Raw genomic sequence first — 22,896 nt, forward strand, 5'->3', positions numbered from 1 at the left:
GAGCCGTCCCATGAAAGATTTGGTGAAAGTACTCAAATCGCAATCTCAGTCCGAAGAGTTTGACGCGATCAAGATTACCCTGGCGTCGCCGGACATGATTCGCTCCTGGTCGTTTGGCGAGGTGAAGAAGCCCGAGACCATCAACTACCGTACCTTTAAACCGGAACGGGATGGTCTGTTCTGCGCCAAGATTTTCGGCCCAGTCAAAGACTACGAGTGTTTGTGCGGTAAGTATAAGCGCATGAAGCACCGCGGCATCATTTGTGAGAAGTGTGGCGTTGAAGTCACCAAGGCTGCCGTGCGCCGTGAGCGCATGGGCCACATCGAACTGGCATCGCCAGTGGCTCACATTTGGTTTTTGAAGTCACTGCCGTCGCGTATCGGCATGTTCCTCGATATGACCCTGCGTGATATCGAGCGCGTGCTGTACTTCGAAAGCTTTGTCGTCATTGATCCGGGTATGACCACGCTGGAGCGTGGTCAGTTACTCAACGATGAACAGTACTTTGAAGCGCTAGAAGAGTTCGGTGATGACTTCGACGCCCGTATGGGTGCCGAAGCTGTCCAAGAGCTGCTGAAAGATATTGATCTGGAAGAAGAGATTAATCACCTGCGTGAAGAAATTCCGCAGACTAACTCTGAAACTAAGATTAAGAAGCTTTCAAAGCGCTTGAAGCTGCTTGAAGCGTTCTACCACTCCGGCAACGCGCCGGCGTGGATGGTCATGGAAGTGCTGCCCGTGCTGCCGCCGGATCTTCGTCCGTTGGTACCGCTGGACGGCGGCCGCTTCGCGACCTCAGATCTGAACGACCTTTATCGTCGCGTTATCAACCGTAACAACCGCCTGAAGCGTCTGCTTGACCTCAATGCGCCGGATATTATCGTGCGTAACGAGAAGCGTATGCTGCAAGAAGCGGTTGATGCGTTGTTGGATAACGGCCGTCGCGGTCGCGCCATTACGGGCTCTAACAAGCGTCCGCTGAAATCCCTTGCCGATATGATCAAAGGTAAGCAGGGGCGTTTCCGTCAGAACTTGCTAGGTAAGCGCGTCGATTACTCTGGCCGTTCGGTAATCACGGTTGGTCCGACACTGCGTTTGCACCAGTGTGGTCTGCCTAAGAAAATGGCGCTTGAGCTGTTCAAACCGTTTATCTACTCCAAGCTGCAGTCGCTGGGCTACGCCTCAACGATCAAAGCTGCCAAGAAGATGGTTGAGCGCGAACTGCCCGAGGTGTGGGACATCCTTGCCGATGTTATCCGTGAGCACCCGGTACTGCTTAACCGCGCACCGACGCTACACCGTCTGGGTATCCAAGCGTTTGAGCCGCTGTTGATCGAAGGTAAAGCGATCCAGCTGCACCCGCTGGTATGTGCCGCCTACAACGCCGACTTTGACGGTGACCAGATGGCGGTACACGTACCGCTGACCCTGGAAGCTCAGCTTGAAGCGCGTGCGCTGATGATGGCCACCAATAACGTGCTGTCGCCCGCCAACGGTGAACCGATTATCGTACCGTCGCAAGACGTTGTTCTGGGTCTGTATTACATGACCCGCGAAAAGATCAATGCCAAAGGCGAAGGTATGGTGTTCTCTGACCTCCATGAGGTCGAGCGCGCCTTCGGAACGCAGTCGGTATCGCTGCATGCTCGCGTGAAAGTGCGCCTGGACGAAGTCGACGTCGAAGAAGAGACCGGCGAGCGTAGTTTCCATCGCCGCATCTACGACACGACGGTGGGTCGTGCACTACTGTTCCGCATTTTGCCGGAAGGTGTGCCGTTCTCCTTGATCGACCAGCCAATGAAGAAAAAGGCGATTTCTAGCTTGATCAATGAGGTGTACCGTCGTGCTGGCTTGAAGCCTACGGTTATCTTTGCTGACCAGCTGATGTACACCGGCTTCCGTTTGGCAACATGGTCGGGCGCTTCAATCGGTGTTAACGACTTCGTTATTCCTGATGCGAAAACCGAGATTGTCGACGCTGCAGAAGCAGAAGTTAAAGAGATCGAAGATCAGTTCTCTTCTGGCTTGGTAACTGCTGGCGAGAAGTACAACAAGGTTATCGATATCTGGTCGAAAGCCAACGATAAAGTCGCTAAGGCGATGATGGTTGGTATCTCCAAAGAGACCGTCATCGATCGTGAAGGCAACGAAGTTGAGCAAGACTCGTTCAACAGCGTCTTCATCATGGCTGACTCTGGTGCGCGTGGTTCTGCCGCCCAGATTCGCCAGCTGGCGGGTATGCGTGGCTTGATGGCTAAGCCGGATGGCTCGATCATCGAAACGCCGATCGTTGCCAACTTCCGTGAGGGTCTGAACGTACTTCAGTACTTCATCTCGACCCACGGTGCACGTAAAGGTCTTGCGGATACGGCTCTGAAAACGGCTAACTCCGGTTACCTGACCCGTCGTCTGGTTGACGTTGCCCAGGACTTGGTTATCACTGAGACCGATTGTGGCACTGAAAATGGCCTGACGCTGCACCCGATCATTGAAGGTGGCGACATCATCGTACCGCTGTCTCAGCGCGTCCTTGGTCGTGTCGTTGCGATTGATGTTATTGATCCAAGTAATGATGAAGTGCTTATTCCGCGCGGCACATTGCTTGACGAAAAGTGGTGTGCGTCGCTAGACACCATGGGTGTCGACGAGATTATCGTTCGTTCTACCATTACATGTGACACTGCTCACGGTGTCTGTGCCTCCTGTTACGGACGTGACTTGGCGCGCGGCCATCAGGTCAACATTGGTGAGTCTGTCGGCGTTATCGCTGCACAGTCCATCGGTGAGCCGGGTACCCAGCTGACCATGCGTACGTTCCACATCGGTGGTGCGGCATCGCGCTCATCGGCAGTGGATAGCGTTCAGGTCAAGCACGGCGGTAAAGTACGTCTGCACAACATCAAGCATGTAGAGCGTGCCGACGGCAAGCTGGTGGTTGTCTCTCGCTCCAGCGCACTTGCTGTTGCTGATGACCATGGCCGTGAGCGTGAGTACTACAAGCTGCCTTACGGTGCCGAGCTGTCTGTACGTGACGGTGACGTGGTTGATGGCGGTGCGATTGTCGCCAAGTGGGATCCGCACACGCATCCGATCATTGCCGAAGTAGAAGGTAAGGCGCAGTTTGTCGACCTTGACGAAGGTGTCACCATGCACCGCAGCGTCGACGAAATGACCGGTCTGTCCTCTATTGAGGTTATCGAGTCGGCAGCCCGCCCGATGGCAGGTCGCGATAAGCGCCCGATGGTGATGCTGAAAGATGCTGCTGGCGAGTATGTGTCGGTGTCAGGATCGAATACGCCGGTACAGTATCTGCTGCCAGGCAACTCGATTATCTCCGTTGATGATGGCTCTACCATTGGTGTCGGTGAAGTCGTTGCACGTATCCCGGTAGAAGCGTCTGGTAACAAAGATATTACCGGTGGTCTGCCACGTGTTGCCGACTTGTTTGAGGCACGTAAGCCGAAAGAGTCGTCAATCTTGGCTGAAATCAGTGGTGTGGTCAGCTTCGGTAAAGAGACCAAGGGTAAGCGTCGTTTGACGATTACGCCGGAATCTGGCGACCCGTTTGAAGCGCTGATCCCGAAATGGCGTCAAATCGCTGTCTTCGAAGGTGAAAGCGTCGAGAAGGGTGAAGTGATTTCGGATGGTCCGAGCAACCCTCACGATATCCTGCGCTTACTGGGCGTGGCAGAGCTGGCCAAGTACATCACTGCCGAAGTACAAGATGTTTACCGTCTGCAGGGTGTAGGCATCAACGATAAGCATATCGAAGTCATTGTTCGCCAGATGCTGCGTAAGGTAGAGATCTCCGATTCAGGTGACTCTGACTTTATTACTGGCGATCAAGCTGAACTGGTACGCGTACTAGAGCAAAATGCGCGTCTTGAGAAAGAAGGTAAATTCCCGGCCAAGTATCAACGCTTGCTGTTGGGTATCACTAAGGCCAGCTTGGCCACTGAGTCGTTCATTTCTGCGGCGTCGTTCCAGGAAACGACACGTGTATTGACCGAAGCAGCGGTAACCGGCAAGCGCGATTATCTACGCGGCCTGAAAGAAAACGTGGTGGTTGGACGTCTGATTCCGGCAGGTACCGGTCTGACTCACCACGCAGAGCGTCGTCGCAAACGCGAAGACGTTGAGCGTCTGTTCAACCCCTCGGCTACCGAAGTTGAGCAGGAGCTTGGTGCTCAGTTAACCGCCCTTGATTCAGACGACGAGCTGTAATCGACGGTAAGGAAAACGAGTAACAACGAGTCGCTGGCCCTTATGGTGCAGTCTTGCTGGTTAAACCGCCAGCAAGACTTGACGCCACCTAGGGTCAGCCTTTAGAATGCGCAGCCTTTAACAGTGGGGTGGGTGCGCCCGCACCTACTGCTAGTATTTGTTGAAAGGCCAGGCAACCATTGGAGTCAGCTAAACACCATGGCAACGATTAATCAGCTAGTGCGCAAGCCGCGTAAGCGCCCCGTCGCTAAGAGTGACGTACCTGCGCTACAGGCATGCCCGCAGAAACGTGGCGTTTGTACGCGCGTTTACACTACTACCCCTAAGAAGCCGAACTCGGCCCTGCGTAAGGTTTGCCGTGTGCGCCTTACCAACGGTTTCGAAGTGTCTTCTTATATCGGTGGTGAAGGTCACAACCTGCAAGAGCACTCTGTTGTTCTGATTCGCGGCGGTCGTGTAAAGGATTTGCCAGGTGTGCGTTATCACACCGTTCGTGGCGCCCTTGACACCTCTGGCGTACAGAACCGTAAGCAGGGTCGTTCTAAGTACGGTACCAAGCGTCCGAAGTCCTAAGACGTCTTGTTGCAGCGTCTTAAGACGCTGGCGTTGTTACCTTAATACGAATATGACGGTCTGATAAGAGTAAGGTCGGGCGGCGCTATTAGCGCAATTAGTTCCGGGTTTACCTGAAGGATCCTTAATTGAGGGCTTATCATGCCTAGAAGAAGAGTTGTAGCTAAACGCGAAATCCTGCCGGATCCTAAGTTCGGAAGTGAGCGTCTGGCGAAGTTCATGAACCACCTGATGGTCAGCGGCAAGAAGTCCATAGCTGAGCGCATCGTATACGGTGCGTTGGACAAGGTTGCCGAGCGTAGTAATGAAGAGCCGCTGGAAATCTTCGACAAAGCGCTGGAAACCATCCAGCCGATGGTCGAAGTAAAGTCGCGCCGTGTTGGTGGTGCGACCTATCAGGTGCCAGTCGAAGTTCGTCCTTCGCGTCGCCAAGCCCTAGCAATGCGCTGGTTGGTAGACGCAGCGCGTCGCCGCGGTGAGAAAACGATGGTTCAGCGCCTGGCAGGTGAAATGCTGGATGCCGCTGAAGGCAAAGGCTCGGCTGTTAAGAAGCGTGAAGATGTGCACCGTATGGCAGAAGCCAACAAGGCCTTCTCTCACTATCGTTTCTAAACTCGGCGTTTCTGAGTTTGTGTTTGATTTTGCTGGTTGTGCTGCGCTAAAGAGTTTTTTCGCCATGCTGCAACACACTGCCGCTATCTTTGTGGGTGGCGGCGGTGGGATACGCAAAACGAACACTGCTGAATTAACGAGCATTGCCAACTAACGGGAGCTTCACCGTGGCACGCAAAACACCGCTTAATCGCTATCGCAACTTGGGTATTGTTGCCCACGTTGATGCAGGTAAGACAACCACGACAGAACGTGTTTTGTTTTACACTGGCGTAAACCACAAGCTGGGCGAAACCCATGAAGGTGCTTCGACTACTGACTGGATGGAGCAAGAGCAGGAGCGTGGTATTACTATCACCTCGGCTGCTGTTACTACCTTCTGGAAAGGTATGAATCACCAGTTTGATGAGCACCGCATTAATATCATCGACACCCCTGGGCACGTTGACTTCACTATCGAAGTTGAGCGTTCTTTGCGTGTTCTTGATGGTGCTGTTGTTGTACTGTGCGGTTCTTCCGGCGTTCAGCCGCAGACCGAAACCGTATGGCGCCAGGCCAATAAGTATGAAGTTCCGCGTATGGTCTTCGTCAATAAGATGGACCGTACAGGTGCAGACTTCTTCATGGTTGTTGACCAGTTGAAGGAACGCTTAGGTGCTAACGCTGTGCCAATCCAGATTAACTGGGGTACAGAGGAAGACTTTAAAGGCGTTATCGACCTGATCGAGATGAAGGCTATCCTCTGGAATGAGGCAGACTTAGGCACTTCGTATGAGCTTGTCGATATTCCTGCTGAGCTACAAGAGACTGCCGAAAAATATCGCGAGCAAATGGTCGAAGCCGCAGCTGAAGGCTCTGATGAATTGATGGACAAGTACCTCGAAGGTGGGGAACTGACCATTGAAGAAATCAAAGCAGGTCTTCGTGCGCGCACGCTGGCTAGCGAGATCGTTCTAGTGACCTGTGGTTCTGCCTTTAAGAATAAGGGTGTTCAAGCAGTCCTGGATGCGGTTGTTGAGTACCTGCCCTCACCGACAGAAGTTAAAGCAATCGAAGGTGAGCTGGACGACAAAGATGGTACCGTAGCGACCCGCGAAGCGGACGACAGTGCTCCGTTTGCGGCGTTGGCGTTTAAGATCGCTACCGACCCCTTCGTTGGTACCTTGACCTTTATTCGCGTTTACTCAGGCGTTCTTAAGTCTGGTGACGGTGTTTATAACTCCGTTAAGCAGAAGAAAGAGCGTGTTGGTCGTATCGTTCAGATGCACGCCAATACTCGTGAAGAGATTAAAGAAGTACTAGCGGGCGATATTGCAGCGTGTATTGGTCTGAAAGATGTGACTACAGGTGACACCCTGTGTGATATCGATCACAAGATCGTACTCGAGCGCATGGAGTTCCCGGATCCGGTTATCTCTGTTGCCGTAGAGCCTAAGTCGAAAGCTGACCAGGAAAAAATGGGTGTTGCACTGGGTAAATTGGCCCAGGAAGATCCTTCCTTCCAGGTGAAGACTGACGAAGAAACCGGCCAGACTATTATTTCTGGTATGGGTGAGCTGCACCTGGATATTCTTGTCGACCGTATGCGTCGCGAGTTTAAGGTTGAAGCCAATATCGGTAAGCCGCAGGTTGCTTACCGCGAAACCATCCGTGGCAGCATTGAGCAAGAAGGCAAGTTTGTGCGCCAGTCGGGTGGTCGTGGACAGTACGGCCACGTGCATCTGCGCATTGAGCCGCTGACTGCTGAAGAGAAGGGCGAAGGTGATGAAGAAATCTTCTTCAAATTCGTCAACGAAATTGTTGGTGGTGTGGTTCCTAAGGAATACATCCCTGCAGTAGAAAAAGGTGCCTACGAACAGCTGAAGAACGGTGTCATCGCGGGTTACCCGATGATCGACGTTAAAGTCACGCTGTACGATGGTTCTTACCATGACGTGGACTCTAACGAGACTGCGTTTAAGATTGCTTCTTCCATGGCGGTTAAAGAAGGTGCCAGGAAGGCCAAGGCCGTGCTGCTGGAACCGGTGATGAAGGTCGAGGTCGTGACCCCCGAAGATTTCATGGGTGACGTCATGGGTGACCTGAACCGTCGTCGCGGTCTGGTGCAGGGCATGGATGACTCCAGCTCCGGCAAAGTCATCCGCGCAACGGTGCCGCTGGGTGAGATGTTCGGTTACGCAACCGATCTGCGCTCTCAGACCCAGGGCCGTGCGAGCTACTCTATGGAGTTCGCGAAGTACGACGAGGCGCCCTCCAGCGTCGTAGAAGCCGTCATCAACCAAAACGGTTAACCGTTAGCTAACGTAAAGAGGTTATAGCAGTGGCTAAGGAAAAATTTGAACGTTCCAAACCGCACGTCAACGTCGGCACCATCGGTCACGTCGACCACGGTAAAACGACCCTGACAGCGGCTCTGACTCGTGTGTCTGCTGAAGTTTTCGGCGGCGACTGGCGTGAGTTTGATACCATCGATAACGCTCCTGAAGAGCGCGAGCGCGGTATCACCATCGCTACGTCTCACGTTGAATATCAGTCTGAAGAGCGCCACTACGCGCACGTTGACTGCCCAGGACACGCTGACTACGTCAAGAACATGATCACCGGTGCTGCGCAGATGGACGGCGCAATCCTGGTATGTTCTGCTGCTGACGGCCCGATGCCGCAGACGCGTGAGCACATCCTGCTGTCTCGTCAGGTTGGCGTTCCGTTCATCGTTGTGTTCCTGAACAAAGCGGACATGGTCGATGACGAAGAGCTGCTTGAGCTGGTTGAGATGGAAGTTCGCGAACTCCTCGACGAGTACGACTTCCCGGGTGACGACACTCCGATCATCACTGGTTCTGCGCTGATGGCTCTGAACGGTGAAGATGAGAACGGCATGGGTACAACTGCTGTTGCGAATCTGATCAAAGCTCTGGATGAGTACATCCCTGAGCCGGAGCGTGCTATCGACCAGCCGTTCCTGATGCCGATCGAAGACGTGTTCTCTATCTCTGGTCGCGGTACTGTTGTTACCGGTCGTGTAGAGCGCGGTATCGTTAAAGCAGGCGAAGAAGTGGAAATCGTGGGTATCCGCGACACCACCAAAACCATCGTTACCGGTGTTGAAATGTTCCGTAAGCTGCTCGACGAAGGTCGTGCAGGTGAGAACGTTGGCGCCCTGCTGCGTGGTACTAAGCGTGATGACGTCGAGCGTGGCCAGGTTCTGGCTAAGCCGGGCACCATCAACCCGCACACTACCTTCGAAGCAGAAGTTTACGTACTGTCCAAAGAAGAGGGTGGTCGTCACACGCCTTTCTTCAAGGGCTACCGTCCCCAGTTCTACTTCCGTACCACTGACGTAACAGGTACTTGTGAACTGCCGGAAGGTGTTGAAATGGTAATGCCGGGCGACAACGTTAAGATGGTTGTTACCCTGATTGCTCCAATCGCTATGGACGAAGGTCTGCGCTTCGCAATCCGCGAAGGCGGTCGTACCGTTGGTGCTGGCGTTGTTGCAAAAATCGTCAAGTAAGCTTGCTTGATGATTGATCAAGGGGGCTCTTGCGAGCCCCCTTTTCTGCGCACCAATAGCAAATGTTTGACATGGGCTTTTGGCGTGCCTATAATGCGCATCCTTTGAATGCGTGGGTAGACGGCTCGCGCCGTCGACATCCATTGGAGTTTAGGGCAAATGCAGAACCAAAAGATTCGCATTCGGTTGAAAGCGTTCGACCATCGCCTGATTGACCAGTCCACAGCGGAAATCGTTGAAACCGCTAAGCGTACTGGTGCTCAGGTTCGTGGTCCGATCCCGCTACCGACCAACCGCGAGCGTTACACCATCCTGATTTCACCGCACGTAAACAAAGATGCGCGTGACCAGTATGAGATTCGTACGCACAAGCGTGTGCTCGATATTGTTGAGCCAACCGAGAAAACTGTTGATGCATTGATGAAGCTCGATCTCGCCGCTGGCGTAGACGTGCAAATCAAGCTCGACTAATTACACTAGACACTCGCGGCCCAGCGCTCATTAATTTTTTAGAATGAGCAGCAGCCGCCGCGCCGTGAGGCGCCACACAATGTGCTAGTGGAATGCTCTGGAAAGGGCAGCCATAGCGGGTGATAGCCCCGTACACTATAGGAGACTGAGTATGACTATCGGTTTAGTCGGTAAAAAGGCCGGGATGACCCGTGTCTTTACCGAAGATGGCGCTTCCGTGCCCGTGACCGTTATTGAAGTTGATCCTAACCGTGTAACGCGCGTTAAGACTCTCGAGTCTGACGGTTACGCAGCGGTTCAGGTCACCACAGGTTCTCGCAAAGCCAAGCACCTCACCAAAGCGCAAGCTGGTCAGTTTGCCAAGGCGGGTGTTGAGGCTGGTCGTTCACTGATGGAGTTTCGTCTTGCAGAAGGCGAAGAGTCTCCGGAAGTGGGTGGCGAACTCACCGTATCCCTCTTCGAAGCTGGTCAAATGATTGACGTGACCGGCACCTCTAAGGGTAAAGGCTTCCAGGGTGCTGTTAAGCGCTGGAATTTCCGTACCCAAGACAACACGCATGGTAACTCCCTGTCGCACCGCGCGCCGGGTTCTATCGGCATGTGTCAGACTCCGGGTCGCGTATTTAAAGGCAAGAAAATGGCCGGTCAGATGGGCAATGCCCGTTGCACCGTGCAGAGCCTTGAAATCGTCCGTGTCGACGCCGAGCGTAACCTGCTGCTGATCAAAGGTGCTGTTCCGGGCGCGACCGGTAGCGATGTTATCGTTCGCAGCGCCGTGAAAGCTCGCTGAAGGGGATAATTACCAATGAATCTGAATCTTGCTGCAGGCACGGGTACCGTTGAAGTAGCCGATGCCACTTTTGGCAAAGAATTCAACGAAGCGCTGGTTCACCAGGTGGTAACCGCCTATTTGGCTGGTGGCCGTCAAGGTACCCGCGCTCAAAAGAACCGTTCCGACGTACGTGGTGGTGGTAAGAAGCCTTGGCGTCAGAAGGGTACCGGTCGTGCACGTGCCGGTACAATCCGCTCTCCGCTATGGCGCAGCGGCGGTGTGACTTTTGCGGCGCGTCCTCAGGACCATAGCCAGAAAGTAAACCGCAAAATGTACCGTGCGGCGATGCGTTCCATCCTGTCTGAACTAGTCCGTCAAGAGCGTCTTGTCGCTGTTGAAGAGTTCAGCGTTGAAGCGCCGAAGACCAAGCAGGTAGCTGCCAAGCTGAAAGAGCTCAACCTTGAGAAAGTGTTGATCGTCACCGAAGAGATTGACGAGAAGCTCTATCTGGCCGCACGCAACCTTCCCCACGTTGACGTGGTGGATGTCGCTGCAGCTGATCCGGTGAGCCTAGTAGCCTTTGATAAGGTTCTGGTCACCGTCTCCGCCCTGCGTAAATTCGAGGAGAAGCTGGCATGAACCAGGAGCGCGTATTTAAGGTTCTGCTTGGACCGCACGTGACCGAAAAGGCCGCGATGGCAGCCGAGCGCAACCAGTACGTTTTCAAGGTGGCATCTGATGCTACCAAACCCGAGATCAAGAAAGCCGTTGAAGCACTGTTCGGCAAGAAGGTCGGTAGCGTTCAAGTACTGAACGTGAAGGGGAAAACTAAGCGTACTGCTCACGGCGTTGGCCTGCGTAAGGGTTACCGCAAAGCGTATGTGACCCTGGCTGCGGGTGAAACGCTCGAAGACTTCTCTGGCGCCGAATAAGGGCAGGAGTACGGATAATGGCAATCGTCAAGACCAAACCCACATCCGCCGGTCGTCGCCACGTCGTTAAGATCGTTGGTGAGGAACTGTACAAAGGCCGTGCTTATGCACCGCTTTTGGAAAAGCAGTCCAAGTCCGGTGGCCGTAACAACTACGGTCGCATCACCACCCGCCACGTGGGCGGTGGTCACCGTCAACACTACCGGTTGATCGACTTCAAACGCACCAAAGATGGCATTCCAGCCACCGTTGAGCGTCTTGAGCACGATCCGAACCGTAGTGCGCATATTGCACTACTGAAATATGCAGATGGTGAGCGTCGTTACATCATTGCACCGAAAGGTGTCAGCGCGGGTGACGTGCTGGAATCTGGTGTTAACGCGCCCATCAAAAAAGGCAACGCTTTGCCGCTGCGCAATATCCCGCTTGGTTCTACCGTTCACGGTATCGAACTGAAGCCGGGTAAAGGCGCGCAGATTGCTCGCAGTGCCGGTACTAGCGCTCAGCTGGTTGCTCGTGAAGGTAACTACGCCACCTTACGTCTTCGCTCTGGCGAAATGCGTAAAGTGTTGGCTGAGTGCCGCGCAACTCTGGGCGAAGTGAGCAACTCCGAGCACAGCCTGCGTCAACTTGGCAAGGCCGGTGCGAAGCGCTGGAGAGGCGTGCGTCCGACTGTTCGCGGTGTCGCGATGAACCCGGTGGATCACCCACACGGTGGTGGTGAAGGCCGCACCAGTGGTGGTCGTCACCCGGTATCCCCATGGGGTGTGCCGACTAAGGGTCACAAGACGCGTAAGAACAAGCGCACCGACAAGCTGATTATCCGTCGTCGTAACAAGACGCGTTAATCGAAATTGCCAAGAACTTAAGAGGTAACGGCTGTGCCACGTTCACTAAAGAAAGGTCCCTTCATTGACCTTCATCTTTTGAAGAAGGTAGAGGCTGCAGTGGAGAAGAACGATCGCAAACCAATCAAGACTTGGTCGCGTCGTTCGATGATCCTGCCCAACATGGTAGGTCTGACTATTGCGGTCCATAACGGACGCCAGCATGTCCCGGTGCACGTCTCCGAGGAAATGGTGGGTCATAAACTTGGCGAATTCGCTGCTACTCGCACATATCGCGGGCATGCTGCGGACAAGAAAGCCAAACGGTAAGCCAGAGAGGATTAAGAGATGGAAGTCACAGCTAAGCTGAGTGGCGCTGCTTTATCCGCACAGAAGGCCCGTTTGGTGGCTGACCAGGTGCGCGGTAAACCGGTCGCCGAAGCTCTTGACCTGCTGACCTTCTCACCGAAGAAGGCTGCCAAACTGGTCAAGAAAGTGCTTCAGTCCGCCATCGCGAATGCGGAAGAAAATAACGGCATGGACATCGACGAGCTGCGTGTCTCGACCATCTGCGTCGATGAGGGCATGACGCTCAAGCGTATCAAGCCGCGCGCCAAAGGCCGCGCGGATCGTATCTTGAAGCGCACCTGCCACATCACCGTCAAGGTAGCCGAGAAGTAGGAGTCGACCAGATGGGTCAGAAAGTCAATCCAACAGGCATTCGACTGGGCATCGTCAAAGACCATGCTTCTGTCTGGTATGCCGAGCGCGGCGCCTATGCCGATAAGCTCAATAATGATCTCGAAGTGCGCAGCTTCCTGGATCAGCGTTTGAAGAACGCTTCCGTAAGCCGCATTCACATCGAGCGTCCGGCTAACAATGCCCGCATCACCATTCACACTGCCCGTCCGGGTATCGTGATTGGCAAAAAAGGTGAAGATGTCGACCGTTTACGTCGCGATCTAACCGAGATGATGGGTGTTCCGGTTCATGTGAACATCGAAGAAGTTCGCAAGCCGGAGCTGGATGCCAAGCTAGTCGCTGCTAACGTAGCGGGTCAGCTTGAGCGTCGCGTAATGTTCCGTCGTGCTATGAAGCGCGCGGTACAGAACGCAATGCGTCTTGGCGCTGGCGGCATTAAGATTCAGCTGTCAGGTCGTCTGGGTGGTGCCGAAATCGCACGTACCGAATGGTACCGCGAAGGTCGCGTTCCGTTGCACACGTTGCGTGCGGATATCGACTACGCCACTTACGAAGCTCACACCACCTACGGCGTCATCGGCGTCAAAGTGTGGATCTTCAAGGGTGAAATCCTCGGTGGTATTGAGGAAGTACGTGCCAAGGCTAAGCAACAGCAGCCTGCCGGCAACGCGCCCAAGAAGAAAGGTTCCAGGTAAGGGGAGAGCGAGTCGATGTTACAGCCCAAGCGTATGAAATTCCGTAAGATGATGAAAGGCCGCAACCGTGGCCTGGCGCATCGCGGAAGCAAAATCAGCTTCGGGGAGTACGGTCTCAAAGCAACCGGTCGTGGCCGCATCACTGCGCGCCAGATCGAAGCAGGCCGTCGTGCGATCACACGTCACGTTAAACGTGGCGGTAAGATTTGGATCCGCGTCTTCCCTGATAAGCCGATCTCCAAGAAGCCGCTCGAAGTTCGTATGGGTAAAGGTAAAGGTTCCGTTGAGTACTGGGTAGCCCAGATCCAACCGGGTCGGGTCCTGTACGAAATTGAAGGTGTATCCGAAGAGCTGGCCCGTGAAGCATTTGAATTGGCCGCACAGAAGATGCCCTTGTCCACCACCTTTGCTAAACGGACGGTGATGTGATGAAAGCCCAGGAAATTCGTGAAAAGTCCGCAGGAGAGCTGCAAGAGCAACTCCTCGAGCTACTCCGCGAGCAGTTTAACCTGCGCATGCAGAAGGCCACTGGCCAACTGAGCCAGACTCATCTGCTCAAGCAGGTCCGCCGGGATATCGCCCGTGTGAAGACTTTGCTCAACGAGAAGGCAGGTGAATAAGATGGCCGAAGAGAAAAAAACACGTACGCTCACCGGCAAGGTGGTGAGCGATAAGATGGATAAATCCATCGTCGTTATGATCGAGCGTCGTGAGCGTCACCCGATCTACGGAAAATACGTCAAGCGCTCCACCAAGCTGCACGCCCATGATGAGGCGAACCAGGCTAAGGCAGGCGATACGGTTTCCATTCAGGAGTGCCGTCCGCTTTCCAAGAAGAAAGCTTGGACGCTGGTCGAGGTGGTTGAGCAGGCTAAGGGGTAATACCTAAAGTCTGCCGATCAGTGCAGTCAGATTAGGTTTGGAGAAAACCGATGATTCAGACTCAGACAATGCTGGATGTCGCCGACAACAGCGGAGCGCGCCGGGTGCAATGCATCAAGGTGTTGGGCGGTTCACACCGTCGCTACGCTCGCGTTGGTGACGTCATTAAGGTAACGGTGAAGGAAGCGATTCCGCGCGGTAAGGTCAAAAAAGGCCAAGTGCTGAAAGCGGTAGTCGTTCGCACCCGTAGTGGCGTCCGTCGTAGTGACGGTTCGCTGATCCGTTTCGATGGAAATGCGGCGGTTTTGTTGAATAACACCAACGAACAGCCGATCGGCACGCGTATCTTCGGGCCGGTAACTCGTGAGCTTCGTAATGAGAAGTTCATGAAGATCATTTCCCTAGCGCCTGAAGTGCTGTAAGGAGCGAGGCGGATATGCAAAAGATCAAACGTGACGATGAAGTCATCGTCATCGCCGGGAAGGATAAAGGCAAACGTGGCACTGTTAAGCGGGTACTAGAAAACCGCTTCGTGGTGTCCGGTGTGAATATGATTAAACGTCACACCAAGCCTAATCCCATGGCGGGAAATCAGGGCGGTATCGTCGAGCGTGAGGCTCCGATTCACGCGTCCAACGTAGCCATCTTCAATTCGGAGACCGGTAAGGCGGATCGCGTCGGCTTCCAAGTTAAGGAAGACGGTACCAAGGTACGTATCTACAAGTCGACGCAGACGCAGATCGACGCCTAACGCGAGTCGGGTAGCAAAATGGCGAACTTGAAAGAACGTTATCAAAACGAGGTTGTAGCCCAGCTCAAAGAGCAGTTCAGCTACGCCAACGTAATGCAGGTACCCCGGATCACGAAAGTGACTCTGAACATGGGTATCGGCGAAGCGGTCAGTGATAAAAAACTGATCGACAATGCCATCGGTGACCTGGAGAAACTCTCTGGTCAAAAGCCGTTGGTGACCAAGGCACGCAAGTCCATCGCGGGCTTCAAGGTGCGCGAAGGTTGGCCGATCGGTGTCAAAGTTACACTACGCTCAGCGCGTATGTGGGACTTCCTGGACCGCCTGGTGAACATTGCGATTCCCCGCGTGCGTGACTTCCGTGGTCTCAATCCGAAGTCTTTTGACGGTCGCGGCAATTACTCAATGGGTGTGCGTGAGCAGATCATCTTCCCAGAGATCGAGTATGATAAGATCGATCGCATCCGGGGGCTGGACGTCACTATCACTACTACCGCCAACACCGACGAGGAAGGTCGTGCGCTATTAGCAGCACTGAACTTCCCGTTTAAGAAATAAGGGTTGGATCATGGCTAAGAAAAGTATGGTAGAGCGCGAGCTCAAGCGTACTCAGCTAGTCGAGAAGTTTGCGGCTAAGCGCGCAGAGCTCAAGAAAATCATCTCGGACGTGAACGCTTCTGAAGAAGAACGTTTCGAGGCGACGCTGAAGCTGCAGCAACTGCCGCGCGACTCAAGCCCGGTGCGTCAGCGTAACCGCTGCCGCGTGACTGGCCGTCCGCACGGTTTTTACAACAAGTTCGGCCTTGGCCGTAACAAGCTGCGTGAAGCCGCCATGCGTGGCGACGTCCCTGGCCTGAAAAAGTCCAGCTGGTAACGTCACGTCGAATCATCAGGAGCGCACATTAAATGAGCATGCAAGACACTCTAGCGGATATGTTTACCCGTATCCGCAATGCGCAGATGGCCACCAAGGAGACGGCTACCATGCCGTCCTCCAAGCTGAAAGTGGAAGTGGCCCGCGTGTTAAAGGAAGAAGGCTACATTACCGACTTTGCGGTGGCTGAAGGCGTTAAACCCGAGCTGACCGTTACTCTCAAGTACTTTGAGGGTAAGCCGGTTATTGAGCACATTCAGCGGGTTTCCAAGCCGTCTCTGCGCCAGTACAAGGGCAAGGACAACCTGCCCAAGGTCGCCGATGGTCTGGGTATCGCGATTGTCACCACCTCTAATGGTGTCATGACCGATCGTGCCGCGCGCCAAGCAGGCGTCGGTGGCGAAGTCATCTGCACCGTATTCTAGGAGGCTGGAATGTCCCGCATAGCGAAATATCCGGTTAAAGTGCCTGCTGGTGTCGAGATTAAAATCGACGCTGGCCAGCTGACCGCTAAAGGCGGCCAGGGCACGCTATCTATGCCCATTCACCAAGACGTGGTGATTGGTCAAGAAGATGGCCAGCTGACCTTCGCCCCGAGTGAGTCTGCCAAGAGCTGGGCAATGGCCGGTACTACCCGCGCCTTGGTTCAGAACCTGGTAACGGGCGTATCCGAGGGTTTCACAAAAACTCTCGAAATTGTAGGCGTCGGTTATCGTGCCCAAGCTAAGGGCCAGACGCTCAATCTTTCACTGGGCTTCTCGCACCCGGTCGACTATGAACTGCCTAAGGGTGTCTCAGCGGAAACGCCGAAGAACACCGTGATCGTGCTGAAGAGCGCGGACAAGCAGATGCTCGGCCAGTGCGCCGCGGAAATCCGCGCCTTCCGTCCCCCTGAGCCGTATAAAGGCAAGGGTGTTCGGTACGCCGACGAGCAGGTGCGTCGCAAAGAAGCCAAGAAGAAGTAAGGCAGGGTTATGAACGCGAAGAAAGAATCTCGTCTCCGTCGTGCCCGCCGCGCTCGCGCAAAGATCCGCGAGCTGGGCGTGTATCGCCTGTGCGTCAACCGTACCCCGCGTCACATCTATGCGCAGATTATCTCGCCGGATGGTGGCAAAGTGCTAGCCAGTGCTTCTACGCTGGACAAAGCACTGCGCGAGGGTGCGACTGGCAACGCAGAAGCCGCCTCTAAGGTTGGCGCTCTGATTGCTGAACGCGCTAAAGAAGCAGGCATCACCCAGGTGGCCTTCGATCGTGCTGGCTTTAAGTATCACGGTCGCGTTAAGGCTCTGGCCGACGCCGCTCGTGAAGGCGGCCTGGAATTCTAAAGGGTTTTACGATGGCGAAGAACGAACAGCAAAGCGGTGATCTGCAAGAGAAGTTAGTGCAGGTCAACCGCGTCGCCAAGGTGGTCAAAGGTGGTCGTATTTTCGGCTTCACCGCACTGACCGTCGTTGGTGATGGTAAAGGTCGTGTCGGTTTTGGTCGTGGCAAGGCACGTGAAGTGCCTGTTGCGATTCAGAAAGCGATGGATCAAGCTCGTCGCAACATGGTCAAGGTTAACCTTGCAGGCCATACGCTTCAGTACCCGATAAAAGCCCGTCACGGTGCTTCTAAGGTGTACATGCAGCCGGCTTCTGAAGGTACCGGTATCATCGCTGGCGGTGCCATGCGCTCTGTACTAGAGCTCGCTGGTGTCCATGATGTACTGGCCAAGTGCTACGGTTCCACCAACCCGGTTAACGTGGTACGAGCGACTGTTAAAGGTCTCTCTGCCATGCAAGCACCGGAAGACATCGCCGCTAAACGCGGTCTGTCTGTCGAAGCGATCACGGGGTAAGGCACCATGGCAGCAACGATCAAGGTTACCCAGATCCGCAGCACCATCGGCGTTTTGCCCAAGCACAAGGCTACTATGAAGGGCCTGGGTCTGCGTCGCATCGGTCATACGGTTGAGCTGGAAGACACCCCTGCCGTACGCGGCATGATCCACAAGGTTAACTACCTTGTGCGCGTTGAGGGAGAGTAATCCATGAAACTCAATACCCTGAGCCCGGCACCGGGCTCCAAACACGCTGAAAAGCGCGTTGGTCGTGGTATCGGCTCCGGTCTTGGTAAGACCGGCGGCCGCGGCCACAAAGGTCAGAAATCTCGCAGTGGCGGCAGCGTCAAGCCTGGTTTCGAAGGCGGTCAGATGCCATTACAGCGTCGTTTGCCGAAGTTTGGCTTTACGTCTGCTAAGTCATTGGTATCTGAAGAAGTACGTCTGGCTGAACTTGCTAAGGTTGCCGGTGACGAAGTCACTATGGAAACTCTGAAGCAAGCCAACGTGCTAAAGGATGCAACGCTTCATGCGAAGATCATCCTTTCTGGCGAACTGAACAAGGCGGTTACCGTTCGTGGTATCAAGGTCACCAAAGGTGCCCGTGAAGCGATCGAAGCCGCTGGCGGCAAGGTAGAGGACTAAATGGCCAAGTCAGGAAATATGCCGGCGATGGGCAGCGGTCTGAGTGAACTGTGGGCGCGTTTGCGCTTCGTGCTCCTCGCCATCGTGGTGTACCGTATTGGTGCCCACATTCCCGTTCCCGGTATCAATCCTGACCAGCTTGCTGCCTTGTTTAGGGAGCAACAGGGCACCATCCTAGGCATGTTTAACATGTTCTCGGGTGGCGCCCTGGAGCGTATGAGCGTCCTCGCCTTGGGCATCATGCCCTACATTTCGGCGTCGATTATCATGCAGCTCATGACTGCGGTCTCCCCTCATCTTGAACAACTCAAGAAAGAGGGTGAGGCTGGCCGCCGCAAGATTAGCCAGTACACGCGCTACGGCACTGTGATACTGGCTTTCGTCCAGGCTACCGGTATGTCCGTTGGTCTGGCTAGCCAAGGCATCGCATACAGCGCTGACTTCAGCTTCTTTTTCACCGCCGTGATTACATTTGTATCAGGTGCGGTGTTTATGATGTGGCTAGGTGAGCAGATCACCGAGAAGGGCATCGGCAACGGTATTTCGCTGCTGATCTTCGCGGGGATTGTCGCTGGGCTGCCCAGTGCCGTTGGGCAAGCATTTGAGCTTGCTCGTAATGAAGGTGCCTGGAATGTTCTTCCGCTGTTAGCGCTGTCAGTGCTAGGTATTGCTACCGTTGCGTTTGTGGTATTCATTGAGCGCGGCCAACGCCGCTTGAAAGTGAACTACCCCAGGCGCCAGGTTGGCAATAAGATGTATGCAGGCCAAAGCAGCTACCTGCCTTTAAAAGTGAATATGGCTGGTGTTATTCCAGCAATCTTCGCTTCCAGTATTTTGCTCTTCCCGGCCTCTATTGGTCAGTGGGTGGGTGCTGGTGAAGGAATGGAGTGGTTGCAGCGTGCATCACAAGCGTTAGGCCCCGGCCAACCGCTTTACATCTTGCTTTTCGCGGCGGCAGTGGTATTCTTCTGCTTCTTTTACACAGCGCTGGTCTTCAACCCCAAGGATGTGGCTGACAATCTTAAAAAGTCAGGCGCCTTCCTGCCGGGCATTCGCCCCGGCGAGCAGACCGCTCGCTATATCGATAAAGTAATGACTCGTCTTACTTTGTTCGGTGCCTTGTATATCACTGCGGTTTCCTTGATGCCCCAGTTCTTGATCGTTGCGTGGAACGTACCGTTTTTCTTCGGTGGCACTTCGCTTCTGATCGTGGTTGTGGTCATCATGGACTTCATGGCCCAGGTGCAGTCGCATCTCATGTCGCATCAATATGACTCGGTGATGAAGAAGTCCAACCTGAAAGGCTACGGTAGCGGCGGCATTATGCGCTGAGGCGCGCCGTTGCGATTTGGAGAGAACGATGAAAGTTCGAGCTTCCGTAAAGAAGATGTGCCGTAATTGTAAGATCATTCGACGCAATGGCGCTGTTCGCGTCATTTGTATCGAACCGCGGCACAAACAGCGCCAGGGTTAATACCTGGGTTGTTTTTAAGCGGGTGCCGGCATACCCCTTGCCATAAGGCTTATAAAGGGGTATGCTGTTGCGCCTTTTGTAGATGAATAAACGAGCAAGCCGCTCAAATTTCGGAGTAAGCTGATGGCCCGTATTGCAGGCGTCAATATCCCGGACAACAAGCATGCGGCGATCTCGCTGACCTATATCTTCGGGATTGGCCGTACCCGCGCTCAGCACGTTTGTGCTGCTGCCGGTATCGCGCCTACTACCAAGATCCAGGATCTGTCTAGCGATGAGCTGGATACCCTGCGTTCTGAAGTTGGTAAGTACACCGTAGAAGGCGACCTTCGTCGTGATGTAACGCTTAACATTAAGCGTCTCATGGACTTAGGCTGCTACCGTGGTCTGCGTCATCGTCGTAGTCTTCCGCTGCGTGGTCAGCGGACTAAGACTAACGCGCGTACCCGTAAGGGCCCGCGTAAGCCGATCCGCAAATAACACGCAGGCTCTTTAATAGAGAGCTGACGTTAAGACAGGAATAGACATCAACATGGCTAACCCGCGTAGTAACCGTAAAAAGGTTAAAAAGCAGGTAGTGGACGCCGTAGCGCATATCCACGCCTCTTTTAACAACACGATCGTGACGATCACAGACCGCCAGGGCAACGCTCTTTCTTGGGCGACAGCCGGTGGTTCGGGTTTTCGTGGTTCTCGCAAGAGCACCCCGTTCGCTGCTCAAGTAGCAAGTGAGCGTGCAGCAACTGTTGCAGCCGAGTATGGTGTGAAAAACGTAGACGTGCTGGTCAAAGGCCCCGGTCCCGGCCGTGAATCCGCTGTGCGCGCTCTCAATGCCGCCGGCTTCCGCGTGCAAAGCATCACTGACGCGACGCCCATTCCCCATAATGGCTGCCGTCCGCCTAAGAAACGCCGCGTTTAAGGAGACAGATTCATGGCTCGTTATATTGGACCGAAGTGCAAACTGTCTCGTCGTGAAGGCACCGACCTCTTTTTAAAGAGCGGTGTTACTCCCTTCGAGAAAAAGTGTAAATCCGAGCAGATCCCGGGTGTACACGGCCAGCGTCGTCAGCGTCTTTCCGACTACGGCTTGCAGCTTCGTGAGAAGCAGAAAGTACGCCGTATGTATGGCGTACTCGAAAAGCAGTTCCGCAACTACTACAAAGAAGCCGCTCGCCTGAAAGGTGCGACTGGTGAAGTATTGTTGCAGTTGCTTGAATCCCGACTGGATAACGTCGTCTACCGCATGGGCTTTGGCTCGACTCGCTCTGAAGCGCGTCAGCTGGTCAGCCACAAGGCGATTTCCGTGAACGGCCGCACTGTTAACGTTGCTTCCTACCAAGTGAAGCCCGGTGACGTTGTTGCTGTTCGCGAAAAGGCGAAGAACCAAGCTCGTATTCAACACTCGTTGACCATTGCGGCCAACCGTGGCGATATCGCTTGGATCGAAATCGACGCCAAGAAGATGGAAGGCACTTTCAAGGCTCTGCCTGAACGCGGTGACCTGACTGCCGACATCAACGAAAACCTGATCGTCGAGCTGTACTCCAAGTAAGCAGTTTGATTTACATTTCTGCTTCTTGAGACCTGGGCGGGGTAGCAAAGCTAACCGCCCAGATGCTCTTGAGTAGTGTGCTCTAGAGTACTCAGTATCCGTTTGGCAGCCTGAAAGGTGTTCATATGCAGCGTTCAGTGACAGAGTTTCTTCGTCCTCGTGACATCAAGGTCGAAGAAATCAGCGCACATCATGCCAAAATCGTTCTCGAACCGTTCGAGCGCGGCTTTGGCCACACCCTGGGGAATGCACTTCGTCGCATTCTGCTTTCGTCCATGCCCGGCGCTGCCGTGGTAGAGGCTGAAATTGCCGGTGTAGAGCACGAATACAGTGCGCTCGAAGGGGTGCAGGAAGATGTCATCGAAATCCTCCTGAACTTGAAAGATGTTGCGATCAAGATGCACAGCCGCGATGAGGCGGTGCTCTCGCTGAACAAGCAGGGCCCAGCTGTCGTCACCGCTGGCGACATTGCGCTTGATCATAGCGTCGAAATCGTCAACCCGGATCACGTCATTGCTCATGTCAATGAAGGTGCCGAGCTGAAAATTCAGCTTAAGGTAGCGCTGGGTCGTGGTTACGAACCGGCTGACGCTCGTGGCTCTGATGAAGAGACACGTGCAATTGGCCGCCTGCAGCTGGATGCCACCTTCAGCCCTGTTCGCCGTGTTTCCTATTCGGTTGAGGCCGCTCGTGTTGAGCAGCGCACCGACCTCGATAAGTTAATTATCGATCTGGAAACCGACGGTACACTGGATCCGGAAGAGGCTATCCGTCGCAGTGCGACCATTCTGCAAGAGCAGCTGGCCGCCTTCGTCGACCTGGAAGCTGATAAAGAGCAGGAAGTCGAAGAGGAAGAGGATCTTGTTGATCCTATCCTATTGCGCCCCGTAGACGATCTTGAGTTGACAGTTCGCAGCGCTAACTGCCTAAAAGCCGAGAATATTTACTACATTGGTGATCTTATTCAGCGCACTGAAGTTGAGCTGCTGAAGACACCGAATCTTGGTAAAAAGTCTTTGAATGAAATCAAAGACGTATTGGCAGCGCGCGGCTTGTCCCTCGGTATGCGGTTGGAAAATTGGCCACCCGCTAGCCTGAAGGACGACAAGGCCTCCGCGTGAGTGTCGACTTGAGTCCCAGTTTGGTAAGGAATTACAACCATGCGTCATCGTAAGAGTGGTCGTCATCTGAATCGTACCAGCTCGCATCGTCAGGCCATGTTCAAGAACATGTCTGTCTCGCTGGTCGAACATGAAGTCATCAAGACAACCCTGCCTAAGGCCAAGGAATTGCGTCGCGTTATCGAGCCGCTAATTACCCTAGCTAAGCAGGACAGCGTTGCAAACCGTCGTTTGGCGTTTTCCCGCACGCGCTCCAAAGAAGCCGTCGGTAAACTGTTTAACGAGCTAGGTCCGCGTTATGCCGAGCGTCCGGGTGGTTACATCCGCATCCTCAAGTGCGGTTACCGCACAGGCGACAACGCGCCTATGGCGTTCGTTGAGCTAGTTGACCGTCCGGTTGTTGAAGAAGCAGCTGCAGAAGAGTAAGTCTCTGCGTTGTTGTTCAACAAAATGAA

Annotated in this window: 33 protein-coding genes; all 33 read left to right on the plus strand. The window is 54.2% G+C overall.

From position 1 onward, the window contains the following. The first annotated feature begins 10 nt into the window (after positions 1-10). The 33 genes from rpoC to rplQ all read left to right on the plus strand — a co-directional run bounded on the left by rpoC (position 11) and on the right by rplQ (position 22,867). Positions 11-4,225 (plus strand): DNA-directed RNA polymerase subunit beta', encoded by a 4,215-nt coding sequence (gene rpoC, locus IR195_RS00875; RefSeq protein WP_125744938.1) that lies wholly within the window; start codon positions 11-13, stop codon positions 4,223-4,225. Between the two features lie 198 nt (positions 4,226-4,423). Beyond that, positions 4,424-4,798, plus strand: coding sequence for a 30S ribosomal protein S12 (gene rpsL / locus IR195_RS00880; protein WP_095623214.1), 375 nt, complete (start codon positions 4,424-4,426; stop codon positions 4,796-4,798). Between the two features lie 141 nt (positions 4,799-4,939). Further along, positions 4,940-5,410: a 30S ribosomal protein S7 gene (gene rpsG, locus IR195_RS00885; protein ID WP_009098975.1), complete on the plus strand. Its 471-nt coding sequence runs from the start codon at positions 4,940-4,942 to the stop codon at positions 5,408-5,410. 167 nt (positions 5,411-5,577) lie between these two features. Further along, positions 5,578-7,701: an elongation factor G gene (gene fusA, locus IR195_RS00890; protein ID WP_125744940.1), complete on the plus strand. Its 2,124-nt coding sequence runs from the start codon at positions 5,578-5,580 to the stop codon at positions 7,699-7,701. A gap of 29 nt (positions 7,702-7,730) precedes the next feature. Beyond that, positions 7,731-8,924, plus strand: coding sequence for an elongation factor Tu (gene tuf / locus IR195_RS00895; RefSeq protein WP_206048526.1), 1,194 nt, complete (start codon positions 7,731-7,733; stop codon positions 8,922-8,924). Between the two features lie 159 nt (positions 8,925-9,083). Next, positions 9,084-9,395 (plus strand): 30S ribosomal protein S10, encoded by a 312-nt coding sequence (rpsJ, locus tag IR195_RS00900; protein WP_009098983.1) that lies wholly within the window; start codon positions 9,084-9,086, stop codon positions 9,393-9,395. Positions 9,396-9,546: 151 nt separating this feature from the next. After that, positions 9,547-10,185 carry a 50S ribosomal protein L3 gene (gene rplC / locus IR195_RS00905; RefSeq protein ID WP_009723904.1) on the plus strand — a complete coding sequence of 213 codons (639 nt, stop codon included), beginning with the start codon at positions 9,547-9,549 and terminating at the stop codon, positions 10,183-10,185. A gap of 15 nt (positions 10,186-10,200) precedes the next feature. After that, a complete protein-coding gene (gene rplD, locus IR195_RS00910; protein WP_038480381.1) occupies positions 10,201-10,806 on the plus strand; it encodes a 50S ribosomal protein L4 in 606 nt (201 codons plus the stop codon). Beyond that, positions 10,803-11,099 (plus strand): 50S ribosomal protein L23, encoded by a 297-nt coding sequence (gene rplW / locus IR195_RS00915; RefSeq protein ID WP_009723902.1) that lies wholly within the window; start codon positions 10,803-10,805, stop codon positions 11,097-11,099. Before rplD ends, rplW begins: the two co-directional genes overlap by 4 nt. A gap of 17 nt (positions 11,100-11,116) precedes the next feature. Further along, the gene (rplB, locus tag IR195_RS00920; RefSeq protein WP_009723901.1) at positions 11,117-11,947 is read left to right on the plus strand and encodes a 50S ribosomal protein L2; all 831 of its coding nucleotides are present in this window, start codon (positions 11,117-11,119) and stop codon (positions 11,945-11,947) included. 33 nt (positions 11,948-11,980) lie between these two features. After that, positions 11,981-12,256, plus strand: a complete 276-nt coding sequence (gene rpsS, locus IR195_RS00925; RefSeq protein WP_009098993.1) for a 30S ribosomal protein S19 — start codon at positions 11,981-11,983, stop codon at positions 12,254-12,256. A gap of 18 nt (positions 12,257-12,274) precedes the next feature. After that, the gene (gene rplV / locus IR195_RS00930; RefSeq protein WP_044628831.1) at positions 12,275-12,607 is read left to right on the plus strand and encodes a 50S ribosomal protein L22; all 333 of its coding nucleotides are present in this window, start codon (positions 12,275-12,277) and stop codon (positions 12,605-12,607) included. Positions 12,608-12,618: 11 nt separating this feature from the next. Continuing rightward, a complete protein-coding gene (gene rpsC, locus IR195_RS00935) occupies positions 12,619-13,323 on the plus strand; it encodes a 30S ribosomal protein S3 (protein WP_038480389.1) in 705 nt (234 codons plus the stop codon). 15 nt (positions 13,324-13,338) lie between these two features. After that, positions 13,339-13,752 carry a 50S ribosomal protein L16 gene (gene rplP, locus IR195_RS00940; protein ID WP_007112000.1) on the plus strand — a complete coding sequence of 138 codons (414 nt, stop codon included), beginning with the start codon at positions 13,339-13,341 and terminating at the stop codon, positions 13,750-13,752. Then, the gene (rpmC, locus tag IR195_RS00945) at positions 13,752-13,943 is read left to right on the plus strand and encodes a 50S ribosomal protein L29 (protein WP_146943038.1); all 192 of its coding nucleotides are present in this window, start codon (positions 13,752-13,754) and stop codon (positions 13,941-13,943) included. The genes rplP and rpmC overlap by 1 nt, the downstream gene beginning before the upstream one ends. A gap of 1 nt (position 13,944) precedes the next feature. After that, positions 13,945-14,205, plus strand: coding sequence for a 30S ribosomal protein S17 (gene rpsQ / locus IR195_RS00950; protein ID WP_009723897.1), 261 nt, complete (start codon positions 13,945-13,947; stop codon positions 14,203-14,205). A gap of 50 nt (positions 14,206-14,255) precedes the next feature. Continuing rightward, positions 14,256-14,627 (plus strand): 50S ribosomal protein L14, encoded by a 372-nt coding sequence (gene rplN, locus IR195_RS00955; RefSeq protein WP_009723896.1) that lies wholly within the window; start codon positions 14,256-14,258, stop codon positions 14,625-14,627. A 14-nt stretch (positions 14,628-14,641) separates the two neighbouring features. After that, a complete protein-coding gene (gene rplX / locus IR195_RS00960) occupies positions 14,642-14,956 on the plus strand; it encodes a 50S ribosomal protein L24 (protein ID WP_009723895.1) in 315 nt (104 codons plus the stop codon). An 18-nt stretch (positions 14,957-14,974) separates the two neighbouring features. Next, positions 14,975-15,514 (plus strand): 50S ribosomal protein L5, encoded by a 540-nt coding sequence (rplE, locus tag IR195_RS00965; protein ID WP_009723894.1) that lies wholly within the window; start codon positions 14,975-14,977, stop codon positions 15,512-15,514. A 10-nt stretch (positions 15,515-15,524) separates the two neighbouring features. Continuing rightward, complete coding sequence (rpsN, locus tag IR195_RS00970) at positions 15,525-15,830, plus strand: 30S ribosomal protein S14 (protein WP_125744946.1); 306 nt, start codon at positions 15,525-15,527, stop codon at positions 15,828-15,830. Between the two features lie 32 nt (positions 15,831-15,862). Next, positions 15,863-16,255, plus strand: a complete 393-nt coding sequence (rpsH, locus tag IR195_RS00975; protein WP_016915783.1) for a 30S ribosomal protein S8 — start codon at positions 15,863-15,865, stop codon at positions 16,253-16,255. A 9-nt stretch (positions 16,256-16,264) separates the two neighbouring features. Further along, positions 16,265-16,795, plus strand: coding sequence for a 50S ribosomal protein L6 (gene rplF / locus IR195_RS00980; RefSeq protein WP_038480399.1), 531 nt, complete (start codon positions 16,265-16,267; stop codon positions 16,793-16,795). A gap of 9 nt (positions 16,796-16,804) precedes the next feature. Then, on the plus strand, positions 16,805-17,155 hold the full coding sequence (rplR, locus tag IR195_RS00985; RefSeq protein ID WP_009723890.1) for a 50S ribosomal protein L18: 351 nt from the start codon (positions 16,805-16,807) through the stop codon (positions 17,153-17,155). An 11-nt stretch (positions 17,156-17,166) separates the two neighbouring features. Next, entirely contained in the window at positions 17,167-17,667 is a 501-nt protein-coding gene (gene rpsE / locus IR195_RS00990) for a 30S ribosomal protein S5 (RefSeq protein WP_125744948.1), read from the plus strand. 6 nt (positions 17,668-17,673) lie between these two features. Then, entirely contained in the window at positions 17,674-17,856 is a 183-nt protein-coding gene (gene rpmD / locus IR195_RS00995; RefSeq protein ID WP_009723888.1) for a 50S ribosomal protein L30, read from the plus strand. Positions 17,857-17,859: 3 nt separating this feature from the next. Continuing rightward, positions 17,860-18,294, plus strand: coding sequence for a 50S ribosomal protein L15 (gene rplO / locus IR195_RS01000; RefSeq protein WP_030074208.1), 435 nt, complete (start codon positions 17,860-17,862; stop codon positions 18,292-18,294). Continuing rightward, the gene (secY, locus tag IR195_RS01005) at positions 18,295-19,626 is read left to right on the plus strand and encodes a preprotein translocase subunit SecY (RefSeq protein ID WP_038480406.1); all 1,332 of its coding nucleotides are present in this window, start codon (positions 18,295-18,297) and stop codon (positions 19,624-19,626) included. Between the two features lie 28 nt (positions 19,627-19,654). Beyond that, the gene (gene rpmJ, locus IR195_RS01010) at positions 19,655-19,768 is read left to right on the plus strand and encodes a 50S ribosomal protein L36 (RefSeq protein ID WP_009099023.1); all 114 of its coding nucleotides are present in this window, start codon (positions 19,655-19,657) and stop codon (positions 19,766-19,768) included. A 123-nt stretch (positions 19,769-19,891) separates the two neighbouring features. Then, complete coding sequence (rpsM, locus tag IR195_RS01015) at positions 19,892-20,248, plus strand: 30S ribosomal protein S13 (protein ID WP_009723884.1); 357 nt, start codon at positions 19,892-19,894, stop codon at positions 20,246-20,248. A 52-nt stretch (positions 20,249-20,300) separates the two neighbouring features. Then, entirely contained in the window at positions 20,301-20,687 is a 387-nt protein-coding gene (gene rpsK / locus IR195_RS01020) for a 30S ribosomal protein S11 (RefSeq protein WP_125744950.1), read from the plus strand. 12 nt (positions 20,688-20,699) lie between these two features. Continuing rightward, the gene (rpsD, locus tag IR195_RS01025) at positions 20,700-21,320 is read left to right on the plus strand and encodes a 30S ribosomal protein S4 (protein WP_030074205.1); all 621 of its coding nucleotides are present in this window, start codon (positions 20,700-20,702) and stop codon (positions 21,318-21,320) included. Between the two features lie 125 nt (positions 21,321-21,445). Further along, on the plus strand, positions 21,446-22,441 hold the full coding sequence (locus tag IR195_RS01030) for a DNA-directed RNA polymerase subunit alpha (protein ID WP_009723881.1): 996 nt from the start codon (positions 21,446-21,448) through the stop codon (positions 22,439-22,441). A gap of 39 nt (positions 22,442-22,480) precedes the next feature. Next, positions 22,481-22,867 carry a 50S ribosomal protein L17 gene (rplQ, locus tag IR195_RS01035; RefSeq protein WP_125744952.1) on the plus strand — a complete coding sequence of 129 codons (387 nt, stop codon included), beginning with the start codon at positions 22,481-22,483 and terminating at the stop codon, positions 22,865-22,867. Positions 22,868-22,896 lie beyond the last annotated feature (29 nt).

Origin of the sequence: Vreelandella venusta (genome assembly GCF_015689495.1) — a bacterium.
In the GTDB taxonomy this organism is placed as follows: domain Bacteria; phylum Pseudomonadota; class Gammaproteobacteria; order Pseudomonadales; family Halomonadaceae; genus Vreelandella; species Vreelandella venusta.

What these genes read in the sequence shown, in the direction of transcription:
- rpsD (WP_030074205.1), top strand. Translation starts at nt 20,700, where the DNA reads ATGGCTCGTTATATTGGACCGAAGTGCAAACTGTCTCGTCGTGAAGGC.
- rpsL (WP_095623214.1), top strand. Translation starts at nt 4,424, where the DNA reads ATGGCAACGATTAATCAGCTAGTGCGCAAGCCGCGTAAGCGCCCCGTC.
- rplR (WP_009723890.1), top strand. Translation starts at nt 16,805, where the DNA reads ATGAACGCGAAGAAAGAATCTCGTCTCCGTCGTGCCCGCCGCGCTCGC.
- secY (WP_038480406.1), top strand. Translation starts at nt 18,295, where the DNA reads ATGGCCAAGTCAGGAAATATGCCGGCGATGGGCAGCGGTCTGAGTGAA.
- rpsN (WP_125744946.1), top strand. Translation starts at nt 15,525, where the DNA reads ATGGCTAAGAAAAGTATGGTAGAGCGCGAGCTCAAGCGTACTCAGCTA.
- rpsG (WP_009098975.1), top strand. Translation starts at nt 4,940, where the DNA reads ATGCCTAGAAGAAGAGTTGTAGCTAAACGCGAAATCCTGCCGGATCCT.
- rpsK (WP_125744950.1), top strand. Translation starts at nt 20,301, where the DNA reads ATGGCTAACCCGCGTAGTAACCGTAAAAAGGTTAAAAAGCAGGTAGTG.
- rplF (WP_038480399.1), top strand. Translation starts at nt 16,265, where the DNA reads ATGTCCCGCATAGCGAAATATCCGGTTAAAGTGCCTGCTGGTGTCGAG.
- rpsQ (WP_009723897.1), top strand. Translation starts at nt 13,945, where the DNA reads ATGGCCGAAGAGAAAAAAACACGTACGCTCACCGGCAAGGTGGTGAGC.
- rplX (WP_009723895.1), top strand. Translation starts at nt 14,642, where the DNA reads ATGCAAAAGATCAAACGTGACGATGAAGTCATCGTCATCGCCGGGAAG.
- rplN (WP_009723896.1), top strand. Translation starts at nt 14,256, where the DNA reads ATGATTCAGACTCAGACAATGCTGGATGTCGCCGACAACAGCGGAGCG.
- rplD (WP_038480381.1), top strand. Translation starts at nt 10,201, where the DNA reads ATGAATCTGAATCTTGCTGCAGGCACGGGTACCGTTGAAGTAGCCGAT.
- rplB (WP_009723901.1), top strand. Translation starts at nt 11,117, where the DNA reads ATGGCAATCGTCAAGACCAAACCCACATCCGCCGGTCGTCGCCACGTC.
- rplC (WP_009723904.1), top strand. Translation starts at nt 9,547, where the DNA reads ATGACTATCGGTTTAGTCGGTAAAAAGGCCGGGATGACCCGTGTCTTT.
- rplE (WP_009723894.1), top strand. Translation starts at nt 14,975, where the DNA reads ATGGCGAACTTGAAAGAACGTTATCAAAACGAGGTTGTAGCCCAGCTC.
- rpsM (WP_009723884.1), top strand. Translation starts at nt 19,892, where the DNA reads ATGGCCCGTATTGCAGGCGTCAATATCCCGGACAACAAGCATGCGGCG.
- rpsE (WP_125744948.1), top strand. Translation starts at nt 17,167, where the DNA reads ATGGCGAAGAACGAACAGCAAAGCGGTGATCTGCAAGAGAAGTTAGTG.
- rplQ (WP_125744952.1), top strand. Translation starts at nt 22,481, where the DNA reads ATGCGTCATCGTAAGAGTGGTCGTCATCTGAATCGTACCAGCTCGCAT.
- rplO (WP_030074208.1), top strand. Translation starts at nt 17,860, where the DNA reads ATGAAACTCAATACCCTGAGCCCGGCACCGGGCTCCAAACACGCTGAA.
- rpmJ (WP_009099023.1), top strand. Translation starts at nt 19,655, where the DNA reads ATGAAAGTTCGAGCTTCCGTAAAGAAGATGTGCCGTAATTGTAAGATC.
- IR195_RS01030 (WP_009723881.1), top strand. Translation starts at nt 21,446, where the DNA reads ATGCAGCGTTCAGTGACAGAGTTTCTTCGTCCTCGTGACATCAAGGTC.
- rplW (WP_009723902.1), top strand. Translation starts at nt 10,803, where the DNA reads ATGAACCAGGAGCGCGTATTTAAGGTTCTGCTTGGACCGCACGTGACC.
- rplP (WP_007112000.1), top strand. Translation starts at nt 13,339, where the DNA reads ATGTTACAGCCCAAGCGTATGAAATTCCGTAAGATGATGAAAGGCCGC.
- rpmD (WP_009723888.1), top strand. Translation starts at nt 17,674, where the DNA reads ATGGCAGCAACGATCAAGGTTACCCAGATCCGCAGCACCATCGGCGTT.
- rplV (WP_044628831.1), top strand. Translation starts at nt 12,275, where the DNA reads ATGGAAGTCACAGCTAAGCTGAGTGGCGCTGCTTTATCCGCACAGAAG.
- rpsJ (WP_009098983.1), top strand. Translation starts at nt 9,084, where the DNA reads ATGCAGAACCAAAAGATTCGCATTCGGTTGAAAGCGTTCGACCATCGC.
- rpsH (WP_016915783.1), top strand. Translation starts at nt 15,863, where the DNA reads ATGAGCATGCAAGACACTCTAGCGGATATGTTTACCCGTATCCGCAAT.
- rpsC (WP_038480389.1), top strand. Translation starts at nt 12,619, where the DNA reads ATGGGTCAGAAAGTCAATCCAACAGGCATTCGACTGGGCATCGTCAAA.
- rpoC (WP_125744938.1), top strand. Translation starts at nt 11, where the DNA reads ATGAAAGATTTGGTGAAAGTACTCAAATCGCAATCTCAGTCCGAAGAG.
- rpmC (WP_146943038.1), top strand. Translation starts at nt 13,752, where the DNA reads ATGAAAGCCCAGGAAATTCGTGAAAAGTCCGCAGGAGAGCTGCAAGAG.